Source organism: Streptomyces sp. NBC_01788, assembly GCF_035917575.1.
Taxonomy (GTDB): domain Bacteria; phylum Actinomycetota; class Actinomycetes; order Streptomycetales; family Streptomycetaceae; genus Streptomyces.
This window is the reverse complement of the sequence record NZ_CP109090.1, coordinates 6419198-6441717: the sequence shown is the minus strand read 5'-3', so window position 1 is coordinate 6441717 and position 22520 is coordinate 6419198. Positions and strand designations below refer to the sequence as shown.

The 22520-nt window shown below is 71.0% G+C and carries 23 protein-coding genes and 3 pseudogenes; 15 read left to right on the top strand and 11 right to left on the bottom strand.

The window, feature by feature from the left end:
• Positions 1–2: 2 nt before the first annotated feature.
• A complete protein-coding gene (locus tag OIE49_RS29135) occupies positions 3–569 on the top strand; it encodes a nucleoside deaminase (protein WP_100566573.1) in 567 nt (188 codons plus the stop codon).
• Positions 570–595: 26 nt separating this feature from the next.
• Positions 596–1033: a DUF6228 family protein gene (locus OIE49_RS29130; RefSeq protein WP_326804861.1), complete on the top strand. Its 438-nt coding sequence runs from the start codon at positions 596–598 to the stop codon at positions 1031–1033.
• Between the two features lie 137 nt (positions 1034–1170).
• On the opposite strand, the gene OIE49_RS29125 is transcribed toward OIE49_RS29130, so the two are convergent.
• Positions 1171–1932 (bottom strand): maleylpyruvate isomerase family mycothiol-dependent enzyme, encoded by a 762-nt coding sequence (locus OIE49_RS29125; RefSeq protein ID WP_326804860.1) that lies wholly within the window; start codon positions 1930–1932, stop codon positions 1171–1173.
• A gap of 159 nt (positions 1933–2091) precedes the next feature.
• Here OIE49_RS29125 and OIE49_RS29120 point away from each other — a divergent pair.
• Positions 2092–2552 (top strand): annotated as a pseudogene (locus tag OIE49_RS29120) (IS5 family transposase); the annotation flags it as partial.
• 119 nt (positions 2553–2671) lie between these two features.
• Here the strand turns inward: OIE49_RS29120 and OIE49_RS29115 are convergent.
• From OIE49_RS29115 to OIE49_RS29105, 3 genes are all read right to left on the bottom strand, one after another.
• Complete coding sequence (locus OIE49_RS29115; RefSeq protein WP_326804859.1) at positions 2672–3013, bottom strand: hypothetical protein; 342 nt, start codon at positions 3011–3013, stop codon at positions 2672–2674.
• Between the two features lie 89 nt (positions 3014–3102).
• A complete protein-coding gene (locus OIE49_RS29110) occupies positions 3103–3585 on the bottom strand; it encodes a methylated-DNA--[protein]-cysteine S-methyltransferase (RefSeq protein WP_326804858.1) in 483 nt (160 codons plus the stop codon).
• Between the two features lie 11 nt (positions 3586–3596).
• Entirely contained in the window at positions 3597–5120 is a 1524-nt protein-coding gene (locus OIE49_RS29105) for an AlkA N-terminal domain-containing protein (protein WP_326804857.1), read from the bottom strand.
• A 162-nt stretch (positions 5121–5282) separates the two neighbouring features.
• On the opposite strand from OIE49_RS29105, the gene OIE49_RS29100 reads away from it, so the two are divergent.
• From OIE49_RS29100 to pqqE, 10 genes are all read left to right on the top strand, one after another.
• Positions 5283–5882, top strand: a complete 600-nt coding sequence (locus OIE49_RS29100) for a DUF488 domain-containing protein (protein ID WP_326804856.1) — start codon at positions 5283–5285, stop codon at positions 5880–5882.
• A 104-nt stretch (positions 5883–5986) separates the two neighbouring features.
• Positions 5987–7411: a DNA-binding protein gene (locus OIE49_RS29095; protein ID WP_326804855.1), complete on the top strand. Its 1425-nt coding sequence runs from the start codon at positions 5987–5989 to the stop codon at positions 7409–7411.
• Between the two features lie 38 nt (positions 7412–7449).
• A complete protein-coding gene (katG, locus tag OIE49_RS29090; protein ID WP_326804854.1) occupies positions 7450–9669 on the top strand; it encodes a catalase/peroxidase HPI in 2220 nt (739 codons plus the stop codon).
• A 181-nt stretch (positions 9670–9850) separates the two neighbouring features.
• Complete coding sequence (locus tag OIE49_RS29085) at positions 9851–10312, top strand: MSMEG_3727 family PQQ-associated protein (protein ID WP_326804853.1); 462 nt, start codon at positions 9851–9853, stop codon at positions 10310–10312.
• Between the two features lie 19 nt (positions 10313–10331).
• A complete protein-coding gene (locus tag OIE49_RS29080; protein ID WP_326804852.1) occupies positions 10332–12032 on the top strand; it encodes a PQQ-dependent dehydrogenase, methanol/ethanol family in 1701 nt (566 codons plus the stop codon).
• A gap of 45 nt (positions 12033–12077) precedes the next feature.
• Positions 12078–12173 carry a pyrroloquinoline quinone precursor peptide PqqA gene (gene pqqA, locus OIE49_RS29075; RefSeq protein ID WP_100566564.1) on the top strand — a complete coding sequence of 32 codons (96 nt, stop codon included), beginning with the start codon at positions 12078–12080 and terminating at the stop codon, positions 12171–12173.
• Positions 12174–12298: 125 nt separating this feature from the next.
• On the top strand, positions 12299–13186 hold the full coding sequence (pqqB, locus tag OIE49_RS29070) for a pyrroloquinoline quinone biosynthesis protein PqqB (protein ID WP_326804851.1): 888 nt from the start codon (positions 12299–12301) through the stop codon (positions 13184–13186).
• A gap of 4 nt (positions 13187–13190) precedes the next feature.
• Positions 13191–13892 (top strand): pyrroloquinoline-quinone synthase PqqC, encoded by a 702-nt coding sequence (gene pqqC, locus OIE49_RS29065; protein ID WP_326804850.1) that lies wholly within the window; start codon positions 13191–13193, stop codon positions 13890–13892.
• A 5-nt stretch (positions 13893–13897) separates the two neighbouring features.
• Complete coding sequence (gene pqqD, locus OIE49_RS29060; RefSeq protein ID WP_326804849.1) at positions 13898–14227, top strand: pyrroloquinoline quinone biosynthesis peptide chaperone PqqD; 330 nt, start codon at positions 13898–13900, stop codon at positions 14225–14227.
• Complete coding sequence (pqqE, locus tag OIE49_RS29055; RefSeq protein ID WP_326804848.1) at positions 14220–15338, top strand: pyrroloquinoline quinone biosynthesis protein PqqE; 1119 nt, start codon at positions 14220–14222, stop codon at positions 15336–15338. The genes pqqD and pqqE overlap by 8 nt, the downstream gene beginning before the upstream one ends.
• On the opposite strand, the gene OIE49_RS29050 is transcribed toward pqqE, so the two are convergent.
• The 7 genes and pseudogenes from OIE49_RS29050 to OIE49_RS29020 all read right to left on the bottom strand — a co-directional run bounded on the left by OIE49_RS29050 (position 15298) and on the right by OIE49_RS29020 (position 21203).
• Positions 15298–15837 carry a manganese efflux pump MntP gene (locus OIE49_RS29050; RefSeq protein WP_326804847.1) on the bottom strand — a complete coding sequence of 180 codons (540 nt, stop codon included), beginning with the start codon at positions 15835–15837 and terminating at the stop codon, positions 15298–15300. The genes pqqE and OIE49_RS29050 overlap by 41 nt on opposite strands.
• 127 nt (positions 15838–15964) lie before the next feature.
• Complete coding sequence (locus OIE49_RS29045; RefSeq protein WP_326804846.1) at positions 15965–16477, bottom strand: O-acetyl-ADP-ribose deacetylase; 513 nt, start codon at positions 16475–16477, stop codon at positions 15965–15967.
• Positions 16474–17883, bottom strand: coding sequence for a phytoene desaturase family protein (locus OIE49_RS29040; protein WP_326804845.1), 1410 nt, complete (start codon positions 17881–17883; stop codon positions 16474–16476). Before OIE49_RS29040 ends, OIE49_RS29045 begins: the two co-directional genes overlap by 4 nt.
• A 187-nt stretch (positions 17884–18070) precedes the next feature.
• Positions 18071–18940 carry an inositol monophosphatase family protein gene (locus tag OIE49_RS29035; protein ID WP_326804844.1) on the bottom strand — a complete coding sequence of 290 codons (870 nt, stop codon included), beginning with the start codon at positions 18938–18940 and terminating at the stop codon, positions 18071–18073.
• Positions 18941–19242: 302 nt separating this feature from the next.
• A pseudogene (locus OIE49_RS29030) lies at positions 19243–19591 on the bottom strand (helix-turn-helix domain-containing protein); the annotation flags it as partial.
• A 151-nt stretch (positions 19592–19742) separates the two neighbouring features.
• On the bottom strand, positions 19743–20276 hold the full coding sequence (locus OIE49_RS29025; protein ID WP_326804843.1) for a VOC family protein: 534 nt from the start codon (positions 20274–20276) through the stop codon (positions 19743–19745).
• Positions 20277–20648: 372 nt separating this feature from the next.
• Positions 20649–21203 (bottom strand): ATP-binding protein, encoded by a 555-nt coding sequence (locus tag OIE49_RS29020; RefSeq protein ID WP_326804842.1) that lies wholly within the window; start codon positions 21201–21203, stop codon positions 20649–20651.
• A gap of 197 nt (positions 21204–21400) precedes the next feature.
• Between OIE49_RS29020 and OIE49_RS29015 the strand changes: the two are divergent.
• Both OIE49_RS29015 and OIE49_RS29010 read left to right on the top strand, forming a co-directional pair.
• Positions 21401–21982 (top strand): annotated as a pseudogene (locus tag OIE49_RS29015) (helix-turn-helix domain-containing protein); the annotation flags it as partial.
• Positions 21983–22019: 37 nt separating this feature from the next.
• Positions 22020–22490, top strand: a complete 471-nt coding sequence (locus OIE49_RS29010; protein ID WP_326806446.1) for a hypothetical protein — start codon at positions 22020–22022, stop codon at positions 22488–22490.
• The last annotated feature ends 30 nt before the right edge of the window (positions 22491–22520 follow it).

Below are 22520 nucleotides of genomic sequence, written 5' to 3'. Positions count from 1 at the left end.
GGATGGGACACAGGGAGCACCTGGCCGAAGCGGCGCAGTTGGCCACCGAATCGGTCGAGAACGGCTGGGGAGGCCCGTTCGGCGCGGTGATCACCCATGGTGACGAAGTGATCGCTCGCGGCCAGAACCGCGTGCTGCTCACGGCGGACCCGACCGCGCACGGCGAGGTGGAGGCCATACGCAAGGCCGTCCAGTACCTGAACCCGGATGCCCCCACGGTCTCGGAGGACCACCAGAACGAGTACACGCTGGAGTTGGTGCCCCGCCCCGAAGGGTCCCCGGACATCTTGCCGGAGCGTGCCCGCATGCTCCAGGGATGCTCGATCTACACCAGCGGCGCGCCCTGTCCCATGTGCATGAGCGCCATCTACTGGGCGCGAATCGAAGCCGTCTACTACAGCTGTGACTGGAAAGCCACCCAGGAGATCGGGTTCAGCGACGACTTCCAGTACGAGGACTTCCAGCGGCCGCCGGACCAACGGAGCATCAGCCTCCAGCAGATGTACCCCGAACTGGGCGCCCAGGCCTACCAGACCTGGCAGAACAAGCCGAACCACCACCCGTACTGACGGGCACTCACCACTAGTCTGTCCACGTGATCGACTACGACCATGCTGGCCGCCCTGCGGTCCAGGTGGGAAACCCCGGTCCCGCCCTTCTGCTCCTCTCGGAGCCGGCACGACCGTTTGAGGACGGACCAACGCTCGACTTCCTCATCAAGGCGCATGGGCCATGGGGAAGTATCGAGACCTCGGTGGCGACCTGGGGAGGCGACGGCCTCGATACCTTCCTCGCTTCTCTTGCCGAAGATTTCCGGGGTTGGGAAGGAGCGCGTACCTGGCACTCCCTCTCCTACGACCTGACCCTCTCGGCGGAGCACCGCTCCGGTGGTCACGTCGAACTGACCTGGGGTATCCACGACCGGGCACCGTCCGAGACCTGGCATTTCGAGACCGCCACGGTGTACGCGGCAGGTGAGGACATGCGGACTCTCGCCGCCGAGATGCACACGTTCCTTGCGAGCGTCGCGTAGCAGCCGGAAGCCGGGTCCTGCATGCCGGCCGGGGGCTATGAGTACGGTCAGCTCGGGCCACTGCGCGGAGGCGGAGCTGTTCGCGATGCTCACCGACGCGGACGTCATCGAGGCCGTCCGCCGGCGGTATTGACTGGTTACTCCTCGGGCTCCCAGGCGATCAGCTGCTCGAACACCTGCTGGTCGCCCTCGATCTCCAGGTCGCTCAGCGTGAGGCGGCCCCAGACGAAAAGGAGCAGCTGCTCGGCCGTGCCCGTGGCCGAAGCGGAGGCGGGCGCGGCGTCGTCCGTGAGGGGTGCGGGCCAGGCGCCGGTGCCGTCCAGCGCGAGGAGCCAGGAGCGGCCCTCGGTGGCGTGGTAGTGGATGGTGGCGGCCTCGTGCGGCCAGGCCGCCGGGGTCGAGTTGCAGGTGTCGAGAAACTCGGCCACGCCGTCGATCGCGACGTCCGCCGGCATCGGCTGCACGGCGCCCGCGGCGAGCTGGGCGTCGTAGGTGTGCACCAGCACCTCGTGCACCCGGCGCCGGGCAACGCCCCAGGCATTCGCCGGCGACACGCCGGCGCTCCACCACGCCCAGCACTCGCGCTCCGGGCCGGCCTCGCGCAGCGCACTCAGCAGCAGCTCGTTCGACTCGGCGTACCAGGCCAGCAGCGCCTCGAGCTCGCGCGGCACCTCCGCGGCATCCTTGGCCGGCGGAGCCTCGGCCGGGCCCGCGGCGACGATCGCGGCCCACCAGCGCTGGCCCGTACCCAGGTGCTGCACCAGATCGAACAACGTCCACTCGGGGCAGGACGGCACCGGCGCGTCAAGGCTGGGCGCGGCGGCAACCGCACTCCGGAACGCGGCCGACCGCTCGTCGATCAGTTGCAGCAGGGCGGAATACTCAAGACTCTCTGTCACATCGCCTATCTATCAACCCAGTTCAGCCGACCGCACCCTATTTTCCAGGCCGTCAGCTGCGGGAGTCAGAGCACCTGATAGAAAGCCTGGTCTTAGCCATATCCCCTTCCTGGCCGACTCGTTGAACGAGTCATGGGGAAGGGGAACGGTCCTCCGTGGATGGTGCCGGATGGCCCGTGGGGGCGGATCGAGCCGTTGCTGCGGGTCAGGTAGCGGCGTCCGCGCCATCCCGGTCGGCTGCCACTGGACGACCGTGATTGCCTGCAGGGCATCCTGTTCGTGTTGCACACCGGGATCCAGTGGGAGTGGCTGCCGCAGGAGCTCGGCTTCGGGTCCGGGATGACGTGCTGGCGCCGGCTGCGGGACTGGCACGAGGCCGGGGTGCGGGACCGGCTTCACCAGGTGCTGCTGACCGAGCTGCACCGTGCCGGGAAGCTGGACTGGTCCCGGGCGGTGATCGACGGCTCCCACCACCAGGCCCGTCGGGGCGGCCCAAAACCGGGCCGATCCCGGTCGACCGTGCCCGGCCCGGCTCGAAGCACCACGTCATCACCGACGCAGGCGGCACCCCGCTCGCCATCACCCTGACCGGTGGCAACCGCAACGACCCAGAGCAGCTGTTCTGGAGGCACGGCAAGACCCTGGGCCGACATCACGAGTTCAAGTTCGGTAACGAGACAAGCCCCGCCCGGGCCGGCTCATCCACACGTATTGACCATTACTCCTCGCCGGCTCGGACTCAGGTGTCGTAACAGCCGTCCCAGGGGGCGTTGAAGCCCAGGCCGTCGGGATAGAACTCGGCCCACACGCCATCGGCGTCGTCGCCTTCCTCTTCCTCGTCTTCCTCCAGGACCAGGCCGAACAGGGCTCCCTCGAACTGGACGGAAAAGGGTGCGATCGCGATGTCCTGGTACTGCCGCTCCGGAAGCGCGTCCAGCCACTCGACGAGCAGCCGACGGGCTGCAGTGATCGCCTTCTCTTCGCCGTCTGCTGTGGTGCCGGTGAACTGGATCCGTGAGTTCAGGTGTCGGCCGGTCTCGTCGAACTGATGCAGCACAGCGCACCAACGCTTCTGGGACACTCATGGGTGCACCGTAGGCGCTACCCAAGACAACGGGTGATGGAGACCAGGCCTGTTGGCCATACTCGAGCAGATCACGAACTCGGTCTTCAGAAGAGGGCCGCTCCGCGTTCGAAGTCCAGCAGGCGTTGCTTTCTGGGCAGGCCGCCGCCGTAGCCGGTGAGGCTGCCGCCCGTGCCGATCACCCGGTGGCAGGGGACGATGATGCCGACGGGGTTCTTGCCGTTGGCGAGACCCACCGCGCGGGAGGCGCCCGGCTTGCCGAGGGCGGTCGCGAGGTCGCCGTAGGAGCGGGTCTCGCCGTAGGGGATCTTCCGCAGTTGGTCCCAGACGCTGCGCTGGAACGGGGTTCCGTGCAGGCGCAGTGGGACGGTGAACTCCTTCAACTCGCCCCCGAAGTAGGCCTCCAGCTGCTCGACCGCCTCGCCGAAGGAGCCGTCGCCCGGCTCGCCGAAGGACTCCTCGGGCGGGCGGTGGCGCTGCTCGGTCATGTACAGGCCGCACAGGACGCCGTCGTCGGCGACGAGGGTGAGCAGGTCGTAGGGGCTGTCGATCACGGTGTACTGCTTCATGGCGAACGTCCTCAGACGGGAAGGAAGTTGATCGGGTGGCTGTCGGTCGCCCACAGGTACTGCACGGCATACGCCCGCCAGGGCCGCCAGGCCGCCGCGCGGGCGGTGAGCGCGGCCGGGGTGGACGGCAGGCCGAGTTCCTGTGCGGCGCGCCGGATGCCGAGGTCGGTGGGGAGGAAGGCGTCGGGGTCGCCGAGGGCGCGCATGGCGATGACGTCGGCGGTCCAGGGGCCGAAGCCGGGGAGTGCCAGAAGGCGGGCGCGGGTTTCCTCCCAGTCGCTCTCCACGCCCAAGTGGAGTGTTCCATCGCCTAGTTGACGGGCCAGGGTGAGCAGGGTCGTACGCCGGGTGCGGGGCATCGCCAGTGACTCGGGGTCGAGGGCGGCCACGGCCTCGGGCGCGGGGAAGAGGTGGGAGAGGCCGCCCTCGGGGTCGTCGACGGGCTCGCCGTGCGCGGCGGCCAGGCGGCCGGCGTGAGTACGGGCGGCGGCCGTGGAGACCTGCTGGCCGAGCACGGCCCGCAGCGCGAACTCACCCTCGTCCACCGTGCGCGGTACGCGCCGGCCCGGGGCCTTGTCGACCAGGGGCGCGAGGAACGGGTCGGTGCGCAGTTGGTCGTCGATCGCGACCGGGTCGGCGTCCAGGTCGAGCATGCGCCGGCAGCGGCTGATGGCGACCGGCAGGTCCCGCAGGTCACCGAGGGTGAGGCGGCAGGCGATGTGGTCCGGCTTCGGGGTCAGCGCGGCGATCCCGTGGCCGTAGGGCAGGCGCAGGGTCCTGCGGTAGGCACCGTCGCGCCACTCCTCGACTCCGGGTACGGCGGTGGCCGCGAGGTGGCCGAAGAGATTGTCCGGGTTGAGCGGGGCACGGAACGGCAGGCGCAGACAGAGGGTGCCCGGAGAGGCGCCCGGGGTGCCTTGGGTGCCCGTAAGCGTGCCGCCCCCGGTCGTACGCGCCCGCACCGGAACCCGCGTGCGCAACCCGCTCGGCGACAGGGCGAAGACCTCGCGCACGGTGTCGTTGAAGGTGCGGATCGAGGAGAAGCCGGCGGCGAAGGCGATCTCCGCCATGGGCAGATCGGTGGTCTCGATCAGCAGCCGGGCGGTCTGGGCGCGCTGGGCGCGGGCGAGCGCGAGCGGTCCGGCGCCGAGTTCGGCGCGGAGCTGGCGTTCGATCTGGCGGGTGCTGTAGCCGAGGCGGGCGGCGAGTCCCGGCACGCCCTCGCGGTCCACGACTCCGTCGGCGATCAGCCGCATGGCGCGCGCCACGGCGTCCGCGCGCTGGTTCCACTCCGGTGAACCGGGGCTGGTGTCGGGGCGGCAGCGCTTGCAGGCCCGGAAGCCGGCCTGCTGGCAGGCGGCCGCGCTCGGGTAGAAGGTCATGTTCTCCGGCTTGGGCGGCACCACCGGGCAGCTCGGCCGGCAGTAGATGCCGGTGGTCAGCACGGCGGTGAAGAACCAGCCGTCGAAGCGCGCGTCCTTGGACTGGACCGCGCGCACGCAGCGCTCCCGGTGGGTGTGCATCCCTTTCTGCATGCCTCCAGCATCCGGCACCGGACGGGCCAGAGCTAGCGGGAATCCGACATCGCCCTTGTGTGTCCTGGGGCCGTGCTCATCGCCTCGCGCAGGGCGAGATCCTTCGACGCTCCGGAGGCGGAAGGCGATCCTGGAAGCGGCGATCCTGGAAACCCTGGAAACATGGAGCAGGAGCCGCTCATCACCTTCGGACACGGTACGGCGGACCGCGAACGCCTCACGGAGCTGATCCGCGGGGCGGGGATCGCCGCCGTCGTGGACATCAGGACCGCACCCGGAAGCCGCCACAACCCGGATGCGGGCCGTGAGCGGCTGCGGCAGTGGCTGCCCGAAGCCGGGATCTCCTACCGCTGGGAATCGCGACTGGGCGGCTTCCGCAAACTGCCTGCGGACTCACCCGACACGGTCTGGCGCAACGACGCGTTCCGCGGTTACGCCGCGCATACGCGCACGGATGAGTTCCTCGACGCCATCGCGCAGCTCCTGGACGAGGCCGCTGAGCGGCGGACGGCCGTCATGTGCGCGGAGGCGGTCTGGTGGCGCTGCCACCGCCGCATCGTCGCCGACTTCGTGGTGCTCGCCCGGGGACGGCCCGTCCTGCACCTGATGCCCGCCGGCCGGCTCGTCCCTCACCGGCTGAGCGAGGGTGTGCGTCTGCGCGAGGACGGCCTGCTCGTCTACGACGGTCCGGGGGGTAAGGGGGGTCAGGGGTCTTCGGACCGCCCCGAAGAGGGACGCGCGCGGTCAGGCCGCGGTACCTAGTGCGGTGCCGGGCCTCGCGAGCCGGTGAACCTTTCCGGTCGCGGCACTAGGGTGGGGAATGCAGTTCTGTGGCGACGGGGAGGGGCCAAGGGCGGTTCTGAACCATGAGGGATGTACATCGACTCCAGTCCGTCCCGACGAGCCGGGGCAGTGGCAGCGTGCTCGCGGCGTGGGAACGGTTCGTGCAGGGCGAGGACCATGTCCCGGACGTAAGGCCCCTGGTGGCGATCTCCTGGCATCGCTGCCGGGAGCAGTACCGGGTCGATCCGCACCTCACGCGGGCCCCGGTGGCCGTGGCGGAGCCCGACCACACGCCCGAGCAGGAAGTCGTGTTCGCCGAGCTGGGATTCCGTGCCGCCTCCGTGGCGCACGAGGTGGGCAGTCTCGGTGGCGTCGTCACCGTCACCGACGCCACCGGCAGGATCCTGGCCGAGTGGGGTGATCAGGCCACGCTCGCCCGGGCCGGCGAGTCCCGTCTGGCGCCCTGGTTCTGCTGGTCCGAGTGCGCGGCCGGCACGAACGGCATGGGCACCGCGATGGAGGCGCACGGCCCGGTGGCGATCAGGGGCGCGGAGCACTGGTGCCGGGCGTTCCACGACTGGGTCTGCGCGGGCGTCGCGGTACGGGACGTGGTGACCAGGGAACCGATCGCGGTCCTGGGCATCTGCTGCTGGCGCAACCCGCTTCCCGAGTCCGCGGGCGGCTGGCTGGCGAACGCGCTCACCATGACCCAGTACCCGCTGAAGAGGCGCGCCCGGGACAGCGGCGCCGAGCTGGTCGCGGCCTGCGCCCAGGCCAGGGCGCACTCCGGTGGGGCGCTCGCGGCGGTGGACACCGCAGGCAAGGTGGTGATCGCCGACGACATGGCGAGCGTGCTGCTTGGCGTCCCCGCCTGTACTCCGGCGGTCGACCCGACACTGCGCTGGAATCCCGGGCTGCCGGAGCTGATCGCGGCCGTACGGTACGCCACCGGGCAGGCTGCCCACGACTCCGACTGGGTGGGCTCGACGCAGATCTTCGCCCGTCTCGCCGACGAGCCGACGTCGATCGGATTCCGGCCCGTGTTCTCGTCCGGGCACCTGATCGGGCACCTGGTCTCGTTCGGTGCCTCCGACGGCGCGCGGGTGCCGCAGGTGGAGGGGCCCGCGGACGCCCGGCCCGCACACCCCCGGCCCACGCGTCCTCGAGTGGGGCCGCGCCGGCTGGTCGCGGTACGCGGCAACCGGCTGGTGCTGCTGCGGCTGCCGGAGGTCTCCTTCGCCGAGTCGCGGGGAAACGACGTGTGGCTCTCCACCGATCAGGGCCGGCTGCGGGCCGCCTCCGTGAGCCTGGACAAGCTCGACGGCGAGCTGGCGGACGCCGGCTTCCTGCGGGTGCACCGCCGGTACGTGGTCAACCTCGACCGCATCCGGGAGATCGAGCGCGGACTCAAGGGCGAGCTGTCCCTGGTCATGGACGGCCACGCCGACGAAATGGTGCCGGTCTCCCGGCGGAACGCGCCGGCCGTGCGCCGGGCGCTGGACCTCTGAGTCCGCCCGCACCACCACTGTCCCGGAAGGAGGTTCCCGTGACCGGCAGCCAGGGCCCCGTCGATGGCGGGAGGAGCGGGGGCGGGAGGAGTGTCGGGGGCGCGGCCAACCGCGACTGGTGGCCGAACCGGCTGGACCTCGGGGCCCTCCGGAAACACCCCGCCGAGGCCGACCCCATGGGCGCGGACTTCGACTACGCCGCGGAGTTCCGGACCCTCGACCTCGACGCCCTGGCACGGGACGTCGACGAGGTGCTGACGACGTCGCAGGATTGGTGGCCGGCCGACTTCGGCCACTACGGGCCGCTCGTGCTCCGGATGGTGTGGCATTGCGCCGGGACGTACCGCGTCGCCGACGGCCACGGTGGCGCGGGTGCCGGCATGCAGCGTTTCGCGCCGCTGAACAGCTGGCCGGACAACCGCAACCTCGACAAGGCGCGCCGACTGCTCTGGCCGGTGAAGAAGAAGTACGGCCGCAGGATCTCCTGGGCGGACCTGATGGTCTTCGCGGGCAACCGGGCCCTGGAGACGATGGGCTTCACGACCTTCGGCTTCGCCGGCGGCCGGGCGGACGTGTGGGAGTCCGACGAGGACGTCCACTGGGGTCCCGAGCGCGCCTGGCTCGGCGACGAACGCCACAACGGCGTCCACGAGTTGGACAGCCCGCTGGCCGCCGACCAGATGGGCCTCATCTACGTCAATCCGGAAGGGCCGAACACCGTCCCGGACCCGCTCACCGCCGCCCGGGACATCCGCGACACGTTCCGCCGCATGGGGATGAACGACGAGGAGACCGTCGCGCTGATCGCGGGCGGCCACACGTTCGGCAAGACCCACGGCGCGGCCGACCCGGACACCCATCTCGGCCCCGAGCCCGAGGGCGCCCCGCTCGAACAGCAGGGCCTGGGCTGGAAGAGCGGTTACGGCACCGGCAAGGGCGCGGACGCCATCTCCAGCGGCCTGGAGGGTACGTGGACGCCCACCCCGACGACCTGGGACAACGGGTTTCTGGAAACCCTCTTCGGCTACGAGTGGCAGCTGGAGCTGAGTCCCGGCGGTCTGTGGCAGTGGATCCCGAAGGACGGCGGCGGGGCCGGCACCGTGCCGGACGCCCACGACCCGTCGGCGACGCACGCCCCGACGATTCTGACGACGGACCTCGCGCTGCGCTCGGACCCGGTCTACGAACCCATCGCGCGGCGCTACCTCGAACACCCTGACCGGCTCGCGGACGCGTTCGCCCGGACCTGGTTCAAGCTGACGCACCTCGACATGGGCCCGGTCCAGCGCTACCTGGGACCGCTGGTCCCGCGGGAGACGCTGCTGTGGCAGGACCCGGTCCCCGCCGTGGACCACGAACTCGTCGGCGAGGCGGACATCGCCGCGCTCAAGTGCCGGATCCTCGCCTCCGGACTGTCGGTCCCCCAGCTCGTCTCGACGGCGTGGGCGTCGGCCTCGACCTTCCGTGTCGGCGACAAGCGGGGCGGGGCGAACGGTGCGCGCGTCCGCCTGGAGCCGCAGCGGGGCTGGGAGGTCAACGAGCCCGACACACTGGCGCGGGTGCTGCGCACCCTGGAGGGGATCCAGGAGTCCTTCAACGGCTCCCAGGCCGGGGACAAGCGGGTCTCGCTTGCCGACCTCATCGTGCTCGGCGGATCCGCCGCCGTCGAACAGGCCGCCAGGACCGCCGGCCACGACGTCCGGGTCCCGTTCGCCCCGGGACGTACGGACGCCTCGCAGGAGTGGACCGACGTGGAGTCCTTCGCCGCGCTAGAACCGGCCGCGGACGGGTTCCGCAACTACCGCGGCAAGGGCGACCGGCTGCCGCCCGAGCACTCGCTGGTCGACCGTGCCGGCCGGCTCAACCTGAGCGCGCCGGAGATGACCGTCCTCGTGGGCGGCCTGCGGGTGCTCGGGGCCAACCACCAGCGGTCGCCGCTGGGCGTCCTCACCTCGACGCCGGGGGCGCTGACCAACGACTTCTTCGTGAATCTGCTCGACATGGGCACGGAATGGCAGCCGACGTCCGCGACCGCGGAGACCTTCGAGGGCCGCGACCGCGCCACCGGAGAGGTCAGGTGGACCGGCAGCCGCGTCGACCTCGTCTTCGGCGCGCACTCCGAGCTGCGTGCCCTCGCGGAGGTCTACGCGAGCGACGACGCGCGGGAGAAGTTCGTACGGGACTTCGTCGCGGTATGGGACAAGGTCATGAATCTCGATCGGTACGACCTGGCCCGGTCGCCGGTGCCGGGTGCCTGATGCCCGGTGCCTGGAGCCGCCTGATGTGTGCGTGCCTCCCAGCGGCGGCACATCGGGTGCGAACGGCGGCCGATCGCGGACGAACGGCAGGAGCCGACCGGTGTGGTTCCTGCGGCGTAGCGTGTTTATTGATGACCAATTTTTTACCCTTTCGGATTCGGGTGAGGAGAGTGAAGCCCCGATGACGACCGCGAAGGAACGATCCGATTTGCTGGACAAGATCGGGTTGGCCGGACAGAACAAGGCAGCGCTGGGCCAGGTGCTCGGCACGGGAACCATTGGGCAGGCCACCGTGGGGCCTGACGGCCGCATGCACGCCACCCTTCGCATCAACCCGGACGAGCTGGCCTGGGACCCCTCCATCCTGGTCATGCCCCATGGAGGCGACATCGAGCTCGAACTCGTCAATGACGACAACAACACGCACTGCGCGCTCCTGCCCAGCAACGGCGACCGGAAGTTCATCTGGCTGGTGAACCAGTCACGAGGACGGGCGGCCCTCAACCTCGACGGGCCCGGCTACTACTGGTACGGCTCGCCCACCGGCAACGACGAGGGCCGCGGGCTGACCGGGGCCATCGTCGTCATGGGCGACGCTCCGCCGGAGGCCCGCCTGGACCGCCCCGAACAGCCGCGCCCGTAGGCAGAAGGAGGTGGAGCACATGTCCGTCGACTACGTGGACGCGGGCTGGGCCGTCGACCAGGGAACCCTGAGCGGCAAGGTCGCGGGCGGGGACATCGCGCCACCCGTGGTGGCCCATGTCGACTACGAGCGCCTGCTCAACGCCCGCCAGGAACCCCAGAACTGGCTCACCTACTACGGCTCCTACGACGGGCAGCGGTACAGTCCGCTGGACCAGATCAACACGGAGACCGTCAAGCGCATGGTCCCCGCGTGGGTGTTCCAGGCCGGCACGACCGGTCTGATCGCCGGCGCGTCGACCTACTCGTTCGAGGCCGCCCCGATCGTCGTGGACGGGGTCATGTTCGTCTCCGGCTGGGACGGCTGGGTCTGGGCCCTCGACGCGAAGACTGGTGTGGAGATCTGGCGGTACAAGCACGCGGTCCCCTTCGACGTCTCCCTGTGCTGCGGGAACGTCAACCGCGGGGTCGCCGTGGCTCAGGGAAAGGTCTTCTTCGTCACGGCGAACGCCCGTATGATCGCGCTCGACGCCACCACCGGCAAGCGGGTCTGGGACAGGACCTACGGTGACGTCCGGGCCGGGGAGAGTGCCACGCTGGCCCCGCTGGTCGTGAAGAACATGGTCATCGTCGGCAGCTCCGGCGGCGAGTTCGGCGTGCGGGGCCACCTCGACGCGTTCGGCCTCGAGACCGGCGAGCACCAGTGGCGCTGCTACACGGTGCCCAAGCCCGGCGAGCCCGGCTCGGAGACCTGGCCCGCCGACGGTGAGGCCTGGGCCCGAGGCGGGGCGAACTGCTGGGTCACCGGCACCTTCGACCCCGAGACGAACCTGCTGTACGTCGGCACCGGCAACCCGGCGCCCGACTTCGACGGAGCCGTCCGCGAGGGCGACAACCTCTTCACCGACAGCATCATCGCCGTCGACGTGGACAGCGGCCGGATCCGCTGGTACTACCAGTGCACCCCGCACGACGTGTGGGACTACGACAGCATCGCCGAGTGCATCCTCTTCGAGCACGACGGCCGCAAGCTGCTCGGTCACTTCGACAAGAACGGCTACTTCTTCGTCCTCGACCGCACCAACGGTGAGCGGATCCGGATCACCCCGTTCGTGGACCGCATCACCTGGGGAGCGATCACACGGGACGGCCAGGTGACGGCCAAGATGTACCCGGACAAGGAGGGAGTGCCGGTCCACTTCTACCCGGGTCCGGCCGGCGCCAAGGAATGGACCCACGCGGCCTACAGTCCCAAGACCGGGCTCTTCTACGTCCCGGTACAGGACACCGGGGCCACGGCCACCCGGCGGCGCCGGGAGTTCAAGGAGAGCATTCCGTACTGGGGCGCGGGCGTTCAGGTGGACATCGAGGACATGGCCGGGTCCATCAGCGCGTTCGATGCGAACGGCGAGGAGAAGTGGCGCCGGCGCAACGAACTCCCGATGTGCGCCTCGGTGCTGGCCACCGGCGGCGACCTGGTGTTCGCCGGTAAACCCTCAGGGGAGTTCGTCGCGCTCGACGCCCGTACCGGGGAGACGTTGTGGCAGTTCCAGTGCGGAAGCGGCCACCACAGCAACCCGACCACCTACATGGTCGAGGGCAGGCAGTACATCGCCGTGCCCGTCGGCTGGGGCGGATGGGCCGAGGGGTTCCTGCCCGGCATGCTCGGCGCGGGGCACGGAAGCGCCCTGATGGTCTTCGCCCTCCCGGAATCGCCGTAGCGCGTGACCGGACCTGCCCGGTCCGGGCAGAGAGGAGGTGAATCCATGGAGTCCCAGCTCGAAGTGTGGGAGACGCCCGAGTTCGAGGAGATCGCGGTCGCGGCCGAGGTGACCATGTACGTCGCCAGGCTGGAGGACTGACCGCGGACCGGCGAACGCGGGAGGGCGCCGGACCTGGTCCGGCGCCCTCCGGAGGCTCGGCCACGGGCGGCCGTGAACGGCCGGGCCCGTGACGGGCCCGGACCCTCGACGAACGGAGTGACGGAGTGTTGCTGCGCGTACTGGGCTCGGCGGCGGGGGGCGGCTCCCCGCAGTGGAACTGCGGCTGCCCGGTGTGCACCGAGGTCCGCTCCCGGACCGGGCTCGCGCGCACGCAGTCGTCGGTCGCGGTCAGCGCCGACGGCCGCAGGTGGTTCCTCGTCAACGCCTCACCCGACGTCCGCACCCAGATCGAGGCCTTCCCCGGCCTGCACCCGCACGACGACCGCACCACGCCGCTGGAGGCGGTGCTGCTCACCGACGCCGAGCTGGACCACACGCTCGGCCTGCTCCTGCTGCGCGAGGCCCGCGCCCTGCGGCTGTACGCCACACCCGCGACGCACGAGACCCTGCTCAGCGGCTCGGGGATCCTGCGCACGCTCGAACGCTACTGCCCGGTCGAGTGGCGGGCAGTGGCCCCCGGCGCCTGTCTCGCCCTGGCGGACGGGCTGTCCTCCCGGGCGTTCGACGTGCCCACCAGCAAGCGGGACCGCTTCGGAACCGGGACGGACCACGGCCGCGTCGTCGGCTACCGGCTGACCGACGAGCGCAGCGGGGCAACGCTGGTGTACCTGCCGGGGGTGCAGTCGCTGACGCCGGAGCTGCGCGCGGAGATCGAGGGCTGCGCCTGCCTGCTGATCGACGGAACCTGCTGGCGCGACGACGAGCTCGTACGGCTCGGCCTGGCCGCCAAGACGTCCCGGGAGATGGGCCATCTGCCCATCGGCGGCCCGGACGGCAGCCTGGCCCAGCTCCCGTCGCTCGGCGTGGGCCGGACGATCTTCGTGCACATGAACAACACCAATCCGGTCCTTCTGGAGGACACGCCCGAGCGGCGTACCGTGGAGGAGAGCGGCATGGAAGTGGCCATGGACGGTCTGGAAGTCCGGGTGTAGAGCCGTGACGACAACGACGACCACGAGGACCGGCGCCGACGGCTTCGTCGAGGCGCTGCGGGACCACTCGCGGCGGTACCACGACCAGCACCCGTTCCACGTCCGGATGAACGCCGGCCGGCTCAGTCGCGGGCAGATCCGGGGCTGGGTGGCCAACCGCTTCTACTACCAGGAGAACATCCCCCGCAAGGACGCCGCGATCCTCTCCAACTGCCCGGACGTGGAGGTACGGCGCCGCTGGATCCGGCGGATCCTCGACCACGACGGCACCGCCGCCGGCGAGGGCGGCATCGAGGCATGGCTGCGTCTCGGCGAGGCAGCCGGGCTGACCCGTGAGGAAGTCAGGGACCACCGGCACCTGGTGCCCGGGGTGCGGTTCGCCGTCGACGCCTACGTCACCTTCACACGGACCCGCCCGTGGGTGGAAGCGGTGGCGTCCTCGCTCACGGAGCTGTTCGCGCCGGACCTGATGGCGGCGCGGCTGGCCGCGTTCGAGCGGTGGTACCCGTGGATCGACCCCGAGGGTCTCGCGTATTTCCGGGCCCGCCTGGAGCAGGCGCCCCGCGACTGCGAGCACGCCCTGGAAGTGGTCACCGCGCACTGCCTCTCCGCCGAGTCCCAGGCGCGCGCCCTCGACGCGCTGTCGTTCAAGTGCGACGTCCTGTGGAGCCTGATGGACGCCGTCGACCAGGCCTATCCGGAGTGACCATCATGGACCCGACCCCTACCGGAACGAAGCAGACGACCGCCGGAACCCGCCCCGGCGTCGAGGTGTCCGGCTCGGACCGGCCCCGCCTCGCGCGCCATGTCCGGCTGGCCTTCTCCCGGACCAGGCAGCGTCCGGTCCTGCTGCACCCCGAGACGGTGGTGGTGCTGAACGGCAGCGGCGCGGACATCCTGAGGCTGTGCGACGGGCGGCACACCGTGGCCGGGATCGTGGCGGAGCTGGGCGCGCACTACGACTCCGTTCCCGGCGACGAGGTGCGGCGGTTCCTGGCCCGGCTCGTCGCCCGGCGCTGGGTGGAGCTCGCCGATGGATAGCCCGTACGGACTGCTCGCCGAGCTGACCTACCGGTGCCCGCTGGCCTGCCCGTACTGCTCGAACCCGCTGAACCTGGGCGACCACCGGGACGAGCTGGCCACCGAGGAGTGGCAGCGGGTGCTGGCCGAGGCCGCCGACCTGGGGGTGCTCCAGTGCCATCTGTCCGGCGGGGAGCCGCTGCTGCGGCGCGACCTGGTGGAGATCGTGGCGGTCGCCCACGACCTGGGTCTCTACACCAACCTCATCACCAGCGCCGTCGGGTTCTCGCGTCCGAGGGCCGAGCGGCTGCGGGCCGCGGGCCTTGACCATGTACAGATCAGCATCCAGGCCGACGAGCCTGCCGTGTCCGACCGGATCGCCGGGTTCCCTTCCTTCCGGCGCAAGATCGAGGCGATGGGCCTGGTCAAGGAGCTGGGCTGGCCGCTCACCGTGAACGTGGTGCTGCACCGGTACAACATCGACCGCGTCGCCGAGGTGCTGGGGCTGGCCGAGGAGGCGGGCGCGGACCGGGTGGAGCTGGCCAACACCCAGTACTACGGCTGGGCCTGGCGCAACCGTGCCGCGCTGCTGCCGAGCCGGGCCCAGCTGGAGGCGGCCGAGGCCGTCGCACGGGCCGCCCGCGAGCGGCTGCGGGACCGCATGGACATCATCTACGTCCTTCCCGACTACTACAGCCGCTACCCGAAGCCCTGCATGGACGGCTGGGCCTCCCGGATGCTGACGGTGACGCCGAACGGCGACGTGCTGCCCTGTCCGGCCGCCCAGTCCCTGCCGTTGCCCCGGGCCAGTGTGCGGGAGGACTCGCTGGAGCGGATCTGGGCCGACTCCCCGGTGATGAACGCGTTCCGGGGGACCGACTGGATGCCGGAACCCTGCCGGAGCTGCCCCCGGCGGGAGGTCGACTTCGGCGGGTGCCGCTGCCAGGCGTTCCTGCTCACCGGCGACGCCGCCCGCACCGACCCGGTCTGCCATCTGTCGCCCGACCACGATCTGGTCGCCCGGGCGGTCGAGGCCGCCAACGCCGGCTCGCGGACCGACGCCCCCGCGCTGGTCCCCCGGGCGCACCGGACTAGCCGCCGAACAGCAGCGGCAGCACCGCGGCGGCAATGATCAGGCTGACCCCGCTCACCAGGTCCGCGCGGATCCGGACGAGGCGCGCGGCGGCCCGCCCGAGCCGGAGCCCGATCAGCGACATCACGGCCGTGATGAGGCCGAAGACGGGGGCCGCGACCCACGGCGAGAGTCCGAGGATCCCGAGGCTCGCCCCGGCCACCAAGTTGTCCAGGCTCAGCGTCAGCGGGATGCCGAACAGCGCCCACGGGTGGTCCAGCTCGTCCGGCTCGGGGTTACGGAGGGCCGAGACGACGAGGTAGAGGCCGTACCCGCCGAGCGCGAGCGCACCCACCACGTCCGCGACGCCCCCGACGGCCTCCCCGATCTCGCGGCCGATCAGCAGCCCGACCAGGGGCATGACCGCGTCCCACAGCCCGAAGGTCAGCGCCACCTGCACCGCGCGTTTCAGGCCGAAGGGGACGGTACCGAGCGCGATCGCCACCCGGAAGTTGTCCAGGCTGAGCACGAAACCCAGGCCCAGCATCTCCCAGATCACGGCGGCGCCACTGCCCGATGACGGCCGACGCCGGCGTGAGCGCGTCCGCCTCGGCTCCTACCCGCCATAATTCATCATTTTATAGGGCAATTTGCCGGAGTTCCGTCCCGGACAGGAGTCGGCCGGGTCAGCCGACCTGCGCCGCGAACGCCTGGTGGGCCCGGTCGTCGAAGAGGACGAAGCGGACCTCCTCGACCGAGGAGCCGGTCTCCCGCACGGTCTCCACCGCGATTCGGGCCGCGTCGTCCATCGGCCAGCGGTAGACGCCCGTGGAGATCGCCGGAAACGCCACGGTGCGCGCGCCCAGCTCGTCGGCGACGTGGAGGGACGTGCGGTAGCAGGAGGCCAGCAGGTGCGAGCGGTCCTCGGCGTCGCTGTGGACGGGGCCGACGGTGTGGATCACCCAGAGGGCGTCCAGTTCGCCGGCCGTGGTGGCGACCGCCTGGCCCGCAGGCAGGCCCTTGCCGTACCCGGAGGCGCGCAGGGCGCGGCACTCCTGAAGGATCGCGGGGCCGCCGCGCCGGTGGATGGCGCCGTCGACGCCACCGCCGCCGAGGAGGGAGGAGTTGGCGGCGTTGACGATCGCGTCGGCGCGCTGCCTGGTGATGTCGCCCTGGACGAGCGTGATGGCGGTGGTCATGTCTGACGCAGCCTCCTCCAGACGGCCTTCGCGGCGTTGTGCCCCGACATGCCGTGCACGCCGGGGCCCGGCGGGGTGGCCGACGAGCAGATGAAGACGGCCGGATGCGGGGTGCTGTACGGGAACAGCGACGGTTTCGGGCGCAGCAGGAGCTGGAGCCCGGAGACCGCGCCGGAGCCGATGTCGCCGCCGACGTAGTTGGCGTTGCGGGCGGCGATCTCGGGCGGTCCCGCGGTGGCGCGGGCGAGTACGCGGTCACGGAAGCCGGGGGCGAAGCGTTCGAGCTGGCGTTCCACGACGTCGGTGAGGTCGCCGGTCCAGCCGTTGGGGACATGGCCGTACGCCCAGAAGACCTGCTTGCCCTCGGGGGCGCGGGTGGGGTCGGCGACGCTGGGCTGGACGGTGATGAGGAAGGGCCGCTCGGGTGCGTGGCCCTCGCGGGACGCGGCGCGCAGTGCGCTGCCGATCTCGGCGCTGTCGGCGCCGATCTGTACGGTGCCGGCGCCGCGGGGCTCCCGCGCGGTCCACGGCACGGGGCCGTCCAGGGCGTAGTCGATCTTGAAGACGCCGGGGCCGTAGCGGTAGCCGTCGTAGTAGCGGCCGAGTCCGGCGATGCGGGCCAGCGCGGTGGGCGAGGTGTCGAAGATGTACGCCCGCGCGGGCGGCAGGTCGTCGAGGCGCTTGACCTCGTAATCGGTGTGTACGGCGCCGCCGAGGTCCTTGAGGTACGCGGCGAGGGCGTCGGAGATCGCCTGGGAGCCGCCGCGGGCCACCGGCCAGCCGCGGGCGTGCGCGGCGAGCGCGAAGACCAGGCCGACGGCGCCTGTGGCGAAGCCGCCTAGGGGTGCCATGACGTGGGCGACGAGTCCGGCGAAGAGGGTCCTGGCCCGCTCGTCCCGGAAGCGGCGCATCAGCCAGGTGGACGGGGGCAGGCCGACCAGGCCGAAGCGGGCCAGGGTGACCGGGTCGCGCGGAAGCGCGGTCAGGGGCAGTGACATGAAGTCGCGGGCGAGGGTGTCCCACCTGGGCAGGAACGGCTGGACCAGTCTGCGGTACGTGCCCGCGTCGCGCGGTCCGAAGGAGGCGGCAGTCTCCGCGACGGACCGGGACAGCACGGCCGCGGTGCCGTCCGGGAAGGGGTGCGCCATGGGCAGCTCGGCGTGCAGCCATTCGAGACCGTAGCGCTCCAGGGGCAGGGCGCGGAACGCGGGCGAGTTGATGCCGAGGGGGTGCGCGGCGGAGCACGGGTCGTGCCGGAAGCCGGGCAGGGTGAGTTCCTCGGTGCGGGCACCGCCGCCCACGGTGTCCCGCGCCTCGAACACCGCCACGTCGAAGCCGCGGCGGGCGAGCTCCACGGCAGCGGTCAGTCCGTTCGGCCCCGCACCCACCACGACCGCATCGAGCATCGACGGCACCTTCGGACCCCCTAGTCAGCCGATGGCCACTCGGCCCCAGGATATGCCGCACCACCGACACGACGGGGGCGGGTCGGCGGGCTGGTGGCAGGGTGGGCGGTGTGGGAGGGGGACTGCCCGGGTGCCTGGGTGCCTGATCGGCCTTGGCCGGAGGCACGGGCGGCCTCCCCTGCCGGGGTCAGCGCGCCAGGGGCGCGCCTTCCGTCTCCGGGGCCGAGAGCAGGTCCGTGATCCGGCGGGCCGTCGCCGCGTCCCGGGCCGTTGTGAAGGGCAGGGTGTTGCCGCCCGTGATGCGGAAGGGGGCGCCAGTCAGGGTCTGGTGGGTGCCGCCGGCCTCCTCGACCAGGAGCAGGCCCGCCGCGTGGTCCCATGCCGCCTCCCAGCAGAAGACAGTGGCGTCCAACTCACCCCGGGCGATGGCGAGATACTCCAGTCCGGCCGAGCCGCAGGGACGCGGTGCGACCCCGTCCGCCCACAGGCCGCGCAGGGCCTGCTTCTCTTCGTCCGTCGTGTAGTCGGGGTGGGACGTGGCGACTTCGAGGGGCCGCCCCGGCTCGGGCGCACCGCTGCGCAGGCGCACGCCGTCGAGGAAGGCGCCCCGACCGCGTACGGCCGTGGCGAGCTGGTCGCGCGCCGGCGCGTACGTCCAGGAGGCGAGCAGGACCCCGTGCCGGGCGAGGGCGACCAGGGTGCAGAAGCCCGGGTCGCCGTGCACGAACTGCCGTGTGCCGTCGACCGGGTCGACGATCCAGACCGGGGCGTCGCCCTGTATCGCCTCGTACACCGCCGGGTCGGCGTGCACCGCCTCCTCGCCGACCACGACCGAGCCCGGCAGCAGGGCGCCGAGCGTGTCCGTGAGATACTGCTCGGCCAGCCGGTCGGCGTCCGTCACCAGGTCGTGCGGTCCCGCCTTCTGGTCGACCTCGTGCTCCGCCAGCCGGCGGAAGCGGGGCATGATCTCGGCCGCGGCCGCCTTGCGGACCGCCTCCTCCACGTCGGCCGAGTGACGTGCGAGAAACTCTTCGATGGTTTCCGTCTCTTCGATCATGCCTCCATGAGAACATGCCCCACTGACATTCCCCGCCGGGCCGGTGCACTCCGGGTGGAATCGGCGTGAACACCCGTCATCGGACATCGGGGGACGGTCCGGTGGACACCCGCAGCCGGCGCATGCCGGACGCCGCCCGGCCGCCTCACCGGCCGACCGCGTACCCCTGCATCCCCCGCGGGTTCGCGGCCGCGGACAGGATGCCGGTCTCGGGGCAGCGCGCGACGGCGCACAGGCGCCCCTCGGACCACGGCCCGCCCACGGTCACGTCATGACCGCGCCGCCGCAGCTCGCTGACGACCTCGGCGTGCGGCAACCCGGTCGATCGGCAGCAGTGTCCCGTCCAGCAGGACGAATGCTTTCGTCGATGCTGCCCGGACCGCCTCTGCGAGCGTCGGGACGAGGGTGGCCAGGACCTTGACCGCTTCGGCGATGTAGCGGTAAGCGGTCGTGGTGCCCACGCCGAATCCGGCTGCGAGCTGCGCATACGGATGGCCGTTGCGGGAGACGGGCGAGGGTGAGCAGAGCCTGTCGACCCGCGCTCAGGCGCCGCCATCGGGTGCCGAGTCCGCGGCGGTGTTCGCGCAGGCGAGCGGAGAGGAAGCGGAGGGCGGAAGTGGACACGTCCAGCCCGGACGGGTAAACAAGCACGTGAAACCTCTGGTAGTGCCGGATTTCGCGGTCGAAAACCCATCTACCAGGGGCTTCACCCCCTGCGCCAGGCCAACTTGCAAGATTCCACGGCAGGTTGAAGTCGCTCACCGGCCGCCGGTGTGGTGTATCCGAACCCCGACCAGCGTGGTCAGCTGGATTCCCTGACCGGTGCGCTGCTGCTCCCGCGGTGTCGACCGCTGAGCTCGGCGTCGAGTGTCTCCTGGGCTACGCGCATGGCCTCGGCGTACACGGGGTCCTGCAGCCGCTTCCACATCTCGTCCTCAGAGACGTCCTCAACCCGGCTGACCACCCACCAGATGTTGCCGAAGGGGTCTTTGACACGCCCTCCGCGCTGTCCGAAGGCGTCGCCCGCTACAGCAGTGACGACCCGGCCGCCAGCAGCGACAGCTTGCGAAAACGCTTGGTCCGCGTCGGCGACGAACACGCGCAGCAGGCTCGGCATGGTGGGCCAGTCCGCGTGTCGGTCGAAGGCCAGCACGACGGTGTCGCCAACTCGGATCTCGCCGTGGCCGATCAAACCGTCCTCGGTCGACACTCGCCCCAGTTCCTCACCCCCGAACGCCTGGGAGACGAAGTCGAGGAAAGCCCCCGTGTCGTCGGTGACGACCCAGGGTGCAACGCTGGTGTAACCCGCCGGCGCGGCATTGGTCTGCTCGGGCATCGCGGTCCTCTCGGCAATGTCGGCTGTCAGCAGCGACCATAGGCGCCATATAGGTCTGGTTCTGTCCTAGACGTCGGGCGAACGTAGGTCGCAGTCGATCCTGCCTCGCGACTGCTCACACCGCTCTCGCTACGCCTTTGCCCTCCACCTGGCCACGCAGCTTGAGGTTGGGAAAAGGCTCACTGGCTACCAGGACGGCGGCCCAGTCGCCATAGGGACCCGGAGGTCGCGGACCGCTGCTGAACAAAATCCCCGACTCTCGGGACGGGTACGTGTCCGTCCGCTGCCCACGGGTGAGCATGTGCACCCGGGCCCGCCACCGAACTGCGCCGGTGGCGAGCCCATCCGAGGTTCCGGGGCAACGACCTCATCTCAGTGCACATTCGCCGGAAGCTCAGTCCTCACGGCGCCCGCCCGCATTTTCTCGTCACCGGCATGACGCTCGAACGTGGTGTCGGTGCCACCGTGTCGGCCGCACTCGGCGGCCGGCGTCGAGGCCGGCAGTTCGCACCACACAGTCTTGCTGCCGGGCCACTGGTCCACTCCCCACCGCAGGCTCAGCGCGTCGAGCAGGGCGAGGCCGCGGCCGGACTCGTCGTTCTCGTCGGACGTCCGGCACAGCACGGGCAGGGCGCGCGGGTCCGGGTCGGTGACCTCCAGTCGCGTGCGGTCCCGGGTGCGGGACACGCGGACGGTCACGGGGACGCCCTCGCCGAGGTGGCGGATGACGTTGGTGAGGAGTTCGCTCACACAGAGCTCGAGGTCGGCGCACGGCTCGGCCGCGTAGACGCGGATCTCCCTGCGTACCTCCCGCACCTCCCCCGGCGTGGCGAGCAGTTCCGGCGTCAGGGGCGGCCGCAGCACGCCGCCCCCTACGTGGCCCGCAGGGCCCTCGGCGCGGTCCTGTACATCGGAATGGTCGTGCATCGGGGGTTCACACCTTCCAGTGCGCTCTGTGACGAACTGCTCGCAGTCTGGTGCGCGCCGCGTACCGTGACAGAGGTTCGGGCTCCCGGCCCTGAACTGCGCGTATGACAGATGCGGTTGGCATCGCCAGGGGAACCGCCGGGACTCGGGCGGACACGCCGTGAGACGGACAGTAACGGCCACCAGGACGGTGAACGATGGGACAGCGCAAGGACATCGACGGCTCGGCAAGCGTTCCCACCTTCTACGGCGCGGAGTTGCGCTGGAAACGGGAGGAGGCCGGGCTGACGCTCCAGCAACTGGTCGACGGCAGCTTCTACGGTCCGAGCCATCTCAGCGAGATCGAACGGGGCGAGCGGTGGATGCCGGCGGAACTGGCCGAACACGTGGACCGGGTGCTCGGCACGGACGGCTTCTTCAAGCGGCGCTGCGAGGACGTACGCAACGCCAAGCGGCGGGGCCACGCTCGTTACTTCGAGCGCGTGCTGGAGGCGGAGAAGCACGCGGAGGCCATTGAGGAGTGGTGCCCGACCCTGATTCCGGGACTGCTCCAGACGGACTCGTACGCGCGGGCGGTGGTACGGGCGACGCACCCGCTGGCACCGGACGACGAGGTGGAGGAGAAGGTCGCGGCCCGCATGGCCCGGGGACGCCTCTTCGAGGACAACCACAGGACGCCCGTGTATTGGGCGGTACTGTCCGAATCGTTGCACCGCCAGCCGATCCTGCCGCCTCAGGAGACGGCCGAACAGTTGGAGCACATCGCGACGCTGGCTCGAGCGAACGGAACTGGGCCGCCGGAAACCGCACCGTGCGGTGCTGGGTGGGCCCGAAGGGCGACGCGAAAACGACACCACGGTCAGGCGCGACGCGTCCAACCTGGACTCCGGTCAGCTGGCCTTCCTCTCCGCCGTGAAGCCGCTGAACGCCACGGGCATGCTCCGTCCGGCGCGCGGCCCCCAGGACGATCTGGACGAAGCCAAGGCCTGGGCCAGGCAGATGGCCGAGGCGCAGGCCGAGAGCATCCGGCTGCTCAAGGACGCCGACCTGCCCGGGGCGCAGCGGCCGGCCGAACAACTCGTGGCGGAGCTCGAAGCGGGGCTGCCGTTCTGGCGGCAGGCCGCCAAGGCGTCCGACGCGGAGACCTTCCTCGGGCATGTGCGGTCGGTGGACCAGCACAACGGGCACACCCACGTCCGCCGGATACGTGAACTGCTCGATCTCCCCCTGCCCAGCACCACGCCGACGCAGGCACGCCGCGAAACATCCGCTCCGGGACCCGTGTGACCTTTCCCGCTCCCGCCCGGCCCGCGGGAA

What these genes read in the sequence shown, in the direction of transcription:
- OIE49_RS29135 (WP_100566573.1), top strand. Translation starts at nt 3, where the DNA reads ATGGGACACAGGGAGCACCTGGCCGAAGCGGCGCAGTTGGCCACCGAA.
- OIE49_RS29110 (WP_326804858.1), bottom strand. Translation starts at nt 3,585, where the DNA reads ATGAAGCAGTACACCGTGATCGACAGCCCCTACGACCTGCTCACCCTC.
- OIE49_RS29105 (WP_326804857.1), bottom strand. Translation starts at nt 5,120, where the DNA reads ATGCAGAAAGGGATGCACACCCACCGGGAGCGCTGCGTGCGCGCGGTC.
- OIE49_RS29100 (WP_326804856.1), top strand. Translation starts at nt 5,283, where the DNA reads ATGGAGCAGGAGCCGCTCATCACCTTCGGACACGGTACGGCGGACCGC.
- OIE49_RS29095 (WP_326804855.1), top strand. Translation starts at nt 5,987, where the DNA reads ATGAGGGATGTACATCGACTCCAGTCCGTCCCGACGAGCCGGGGCAGT.
- OIE49_RS29085 (WP_326804853.1), top strand. Translation starts at nt 9,851, where the DNA reads ATGACGACCGCGAAGGAACGATCCGATTTGCTGGACAAGATCGGGTTG.
- OIE49_RS29080 (WP_326804852.1), top strand. Translation starts at nt 10,332, where the DNA reads ATGTCCGTCGACTACGTGGACGCGGGCTGGGCCGTCGACCAGGGAACC.
- pqqA (WP_100566564.1), top strand. Translation starts at nt 12,078, where the DNA reads ATGGAGTCCCAGCTCGAAGTGTGGGAGACGCCCGAGTTCGAGGAGATC.
- pqqD (WP_326804849.1), top strand. Translation starts at nt 13,898, where the DNA reads ATGGACCCGACCCCTACCGGAACGAAGCAGACGACCGCCGGAACCCGC.
- pqqE (WP_326804848.1), top strand. Translation starts at nt 14,220, where the DNA reads ATGGATAGCCCGTACGGACTGCTCGCCGAGCTGACCTACCGGTGCCCG.
- OIE49_RS29045 (WP_326804846.1), bottom strand. Translation starts at nt 16,477, where the DNA reads ATGACCACCGCCATCACGCTCGTCCAGGGCGACATCACCAGGCAGCGC.
- OIE49_RS29040 (WP_326804845.1), bottom strand. Translation starts at nt 17,883, where the DNA reads ATGCTCGATGCGGTCGTGGTGGGTGCGGGGCCGAACGGACTGACCGCT.
- OIE49_RS29035 (WP_326804844.1), bottom strand. Translation starts at nt 18,940, where the DNA reads ATGATCGAAGAGACGGAAACCATCGAAGAGTTTCTCGCACGTCACTCG.
- OIE49_RS29025 (WP_326804843.1), bottom strand. Translation starts at nt 20,276, where the DNA reads ATGCCCGAGCAGACCAATGCCGCGCCGGCGGGTTACACCAGCGTTGCA.
- OIE49_RS29020 (WP_326804842.1), bottom strand. Translation starts at nt 21,203, where the DNA reads ATGCACGACCATTCCGATGTACAGGACCGCGCCGAGGGCCCTGCGGGC.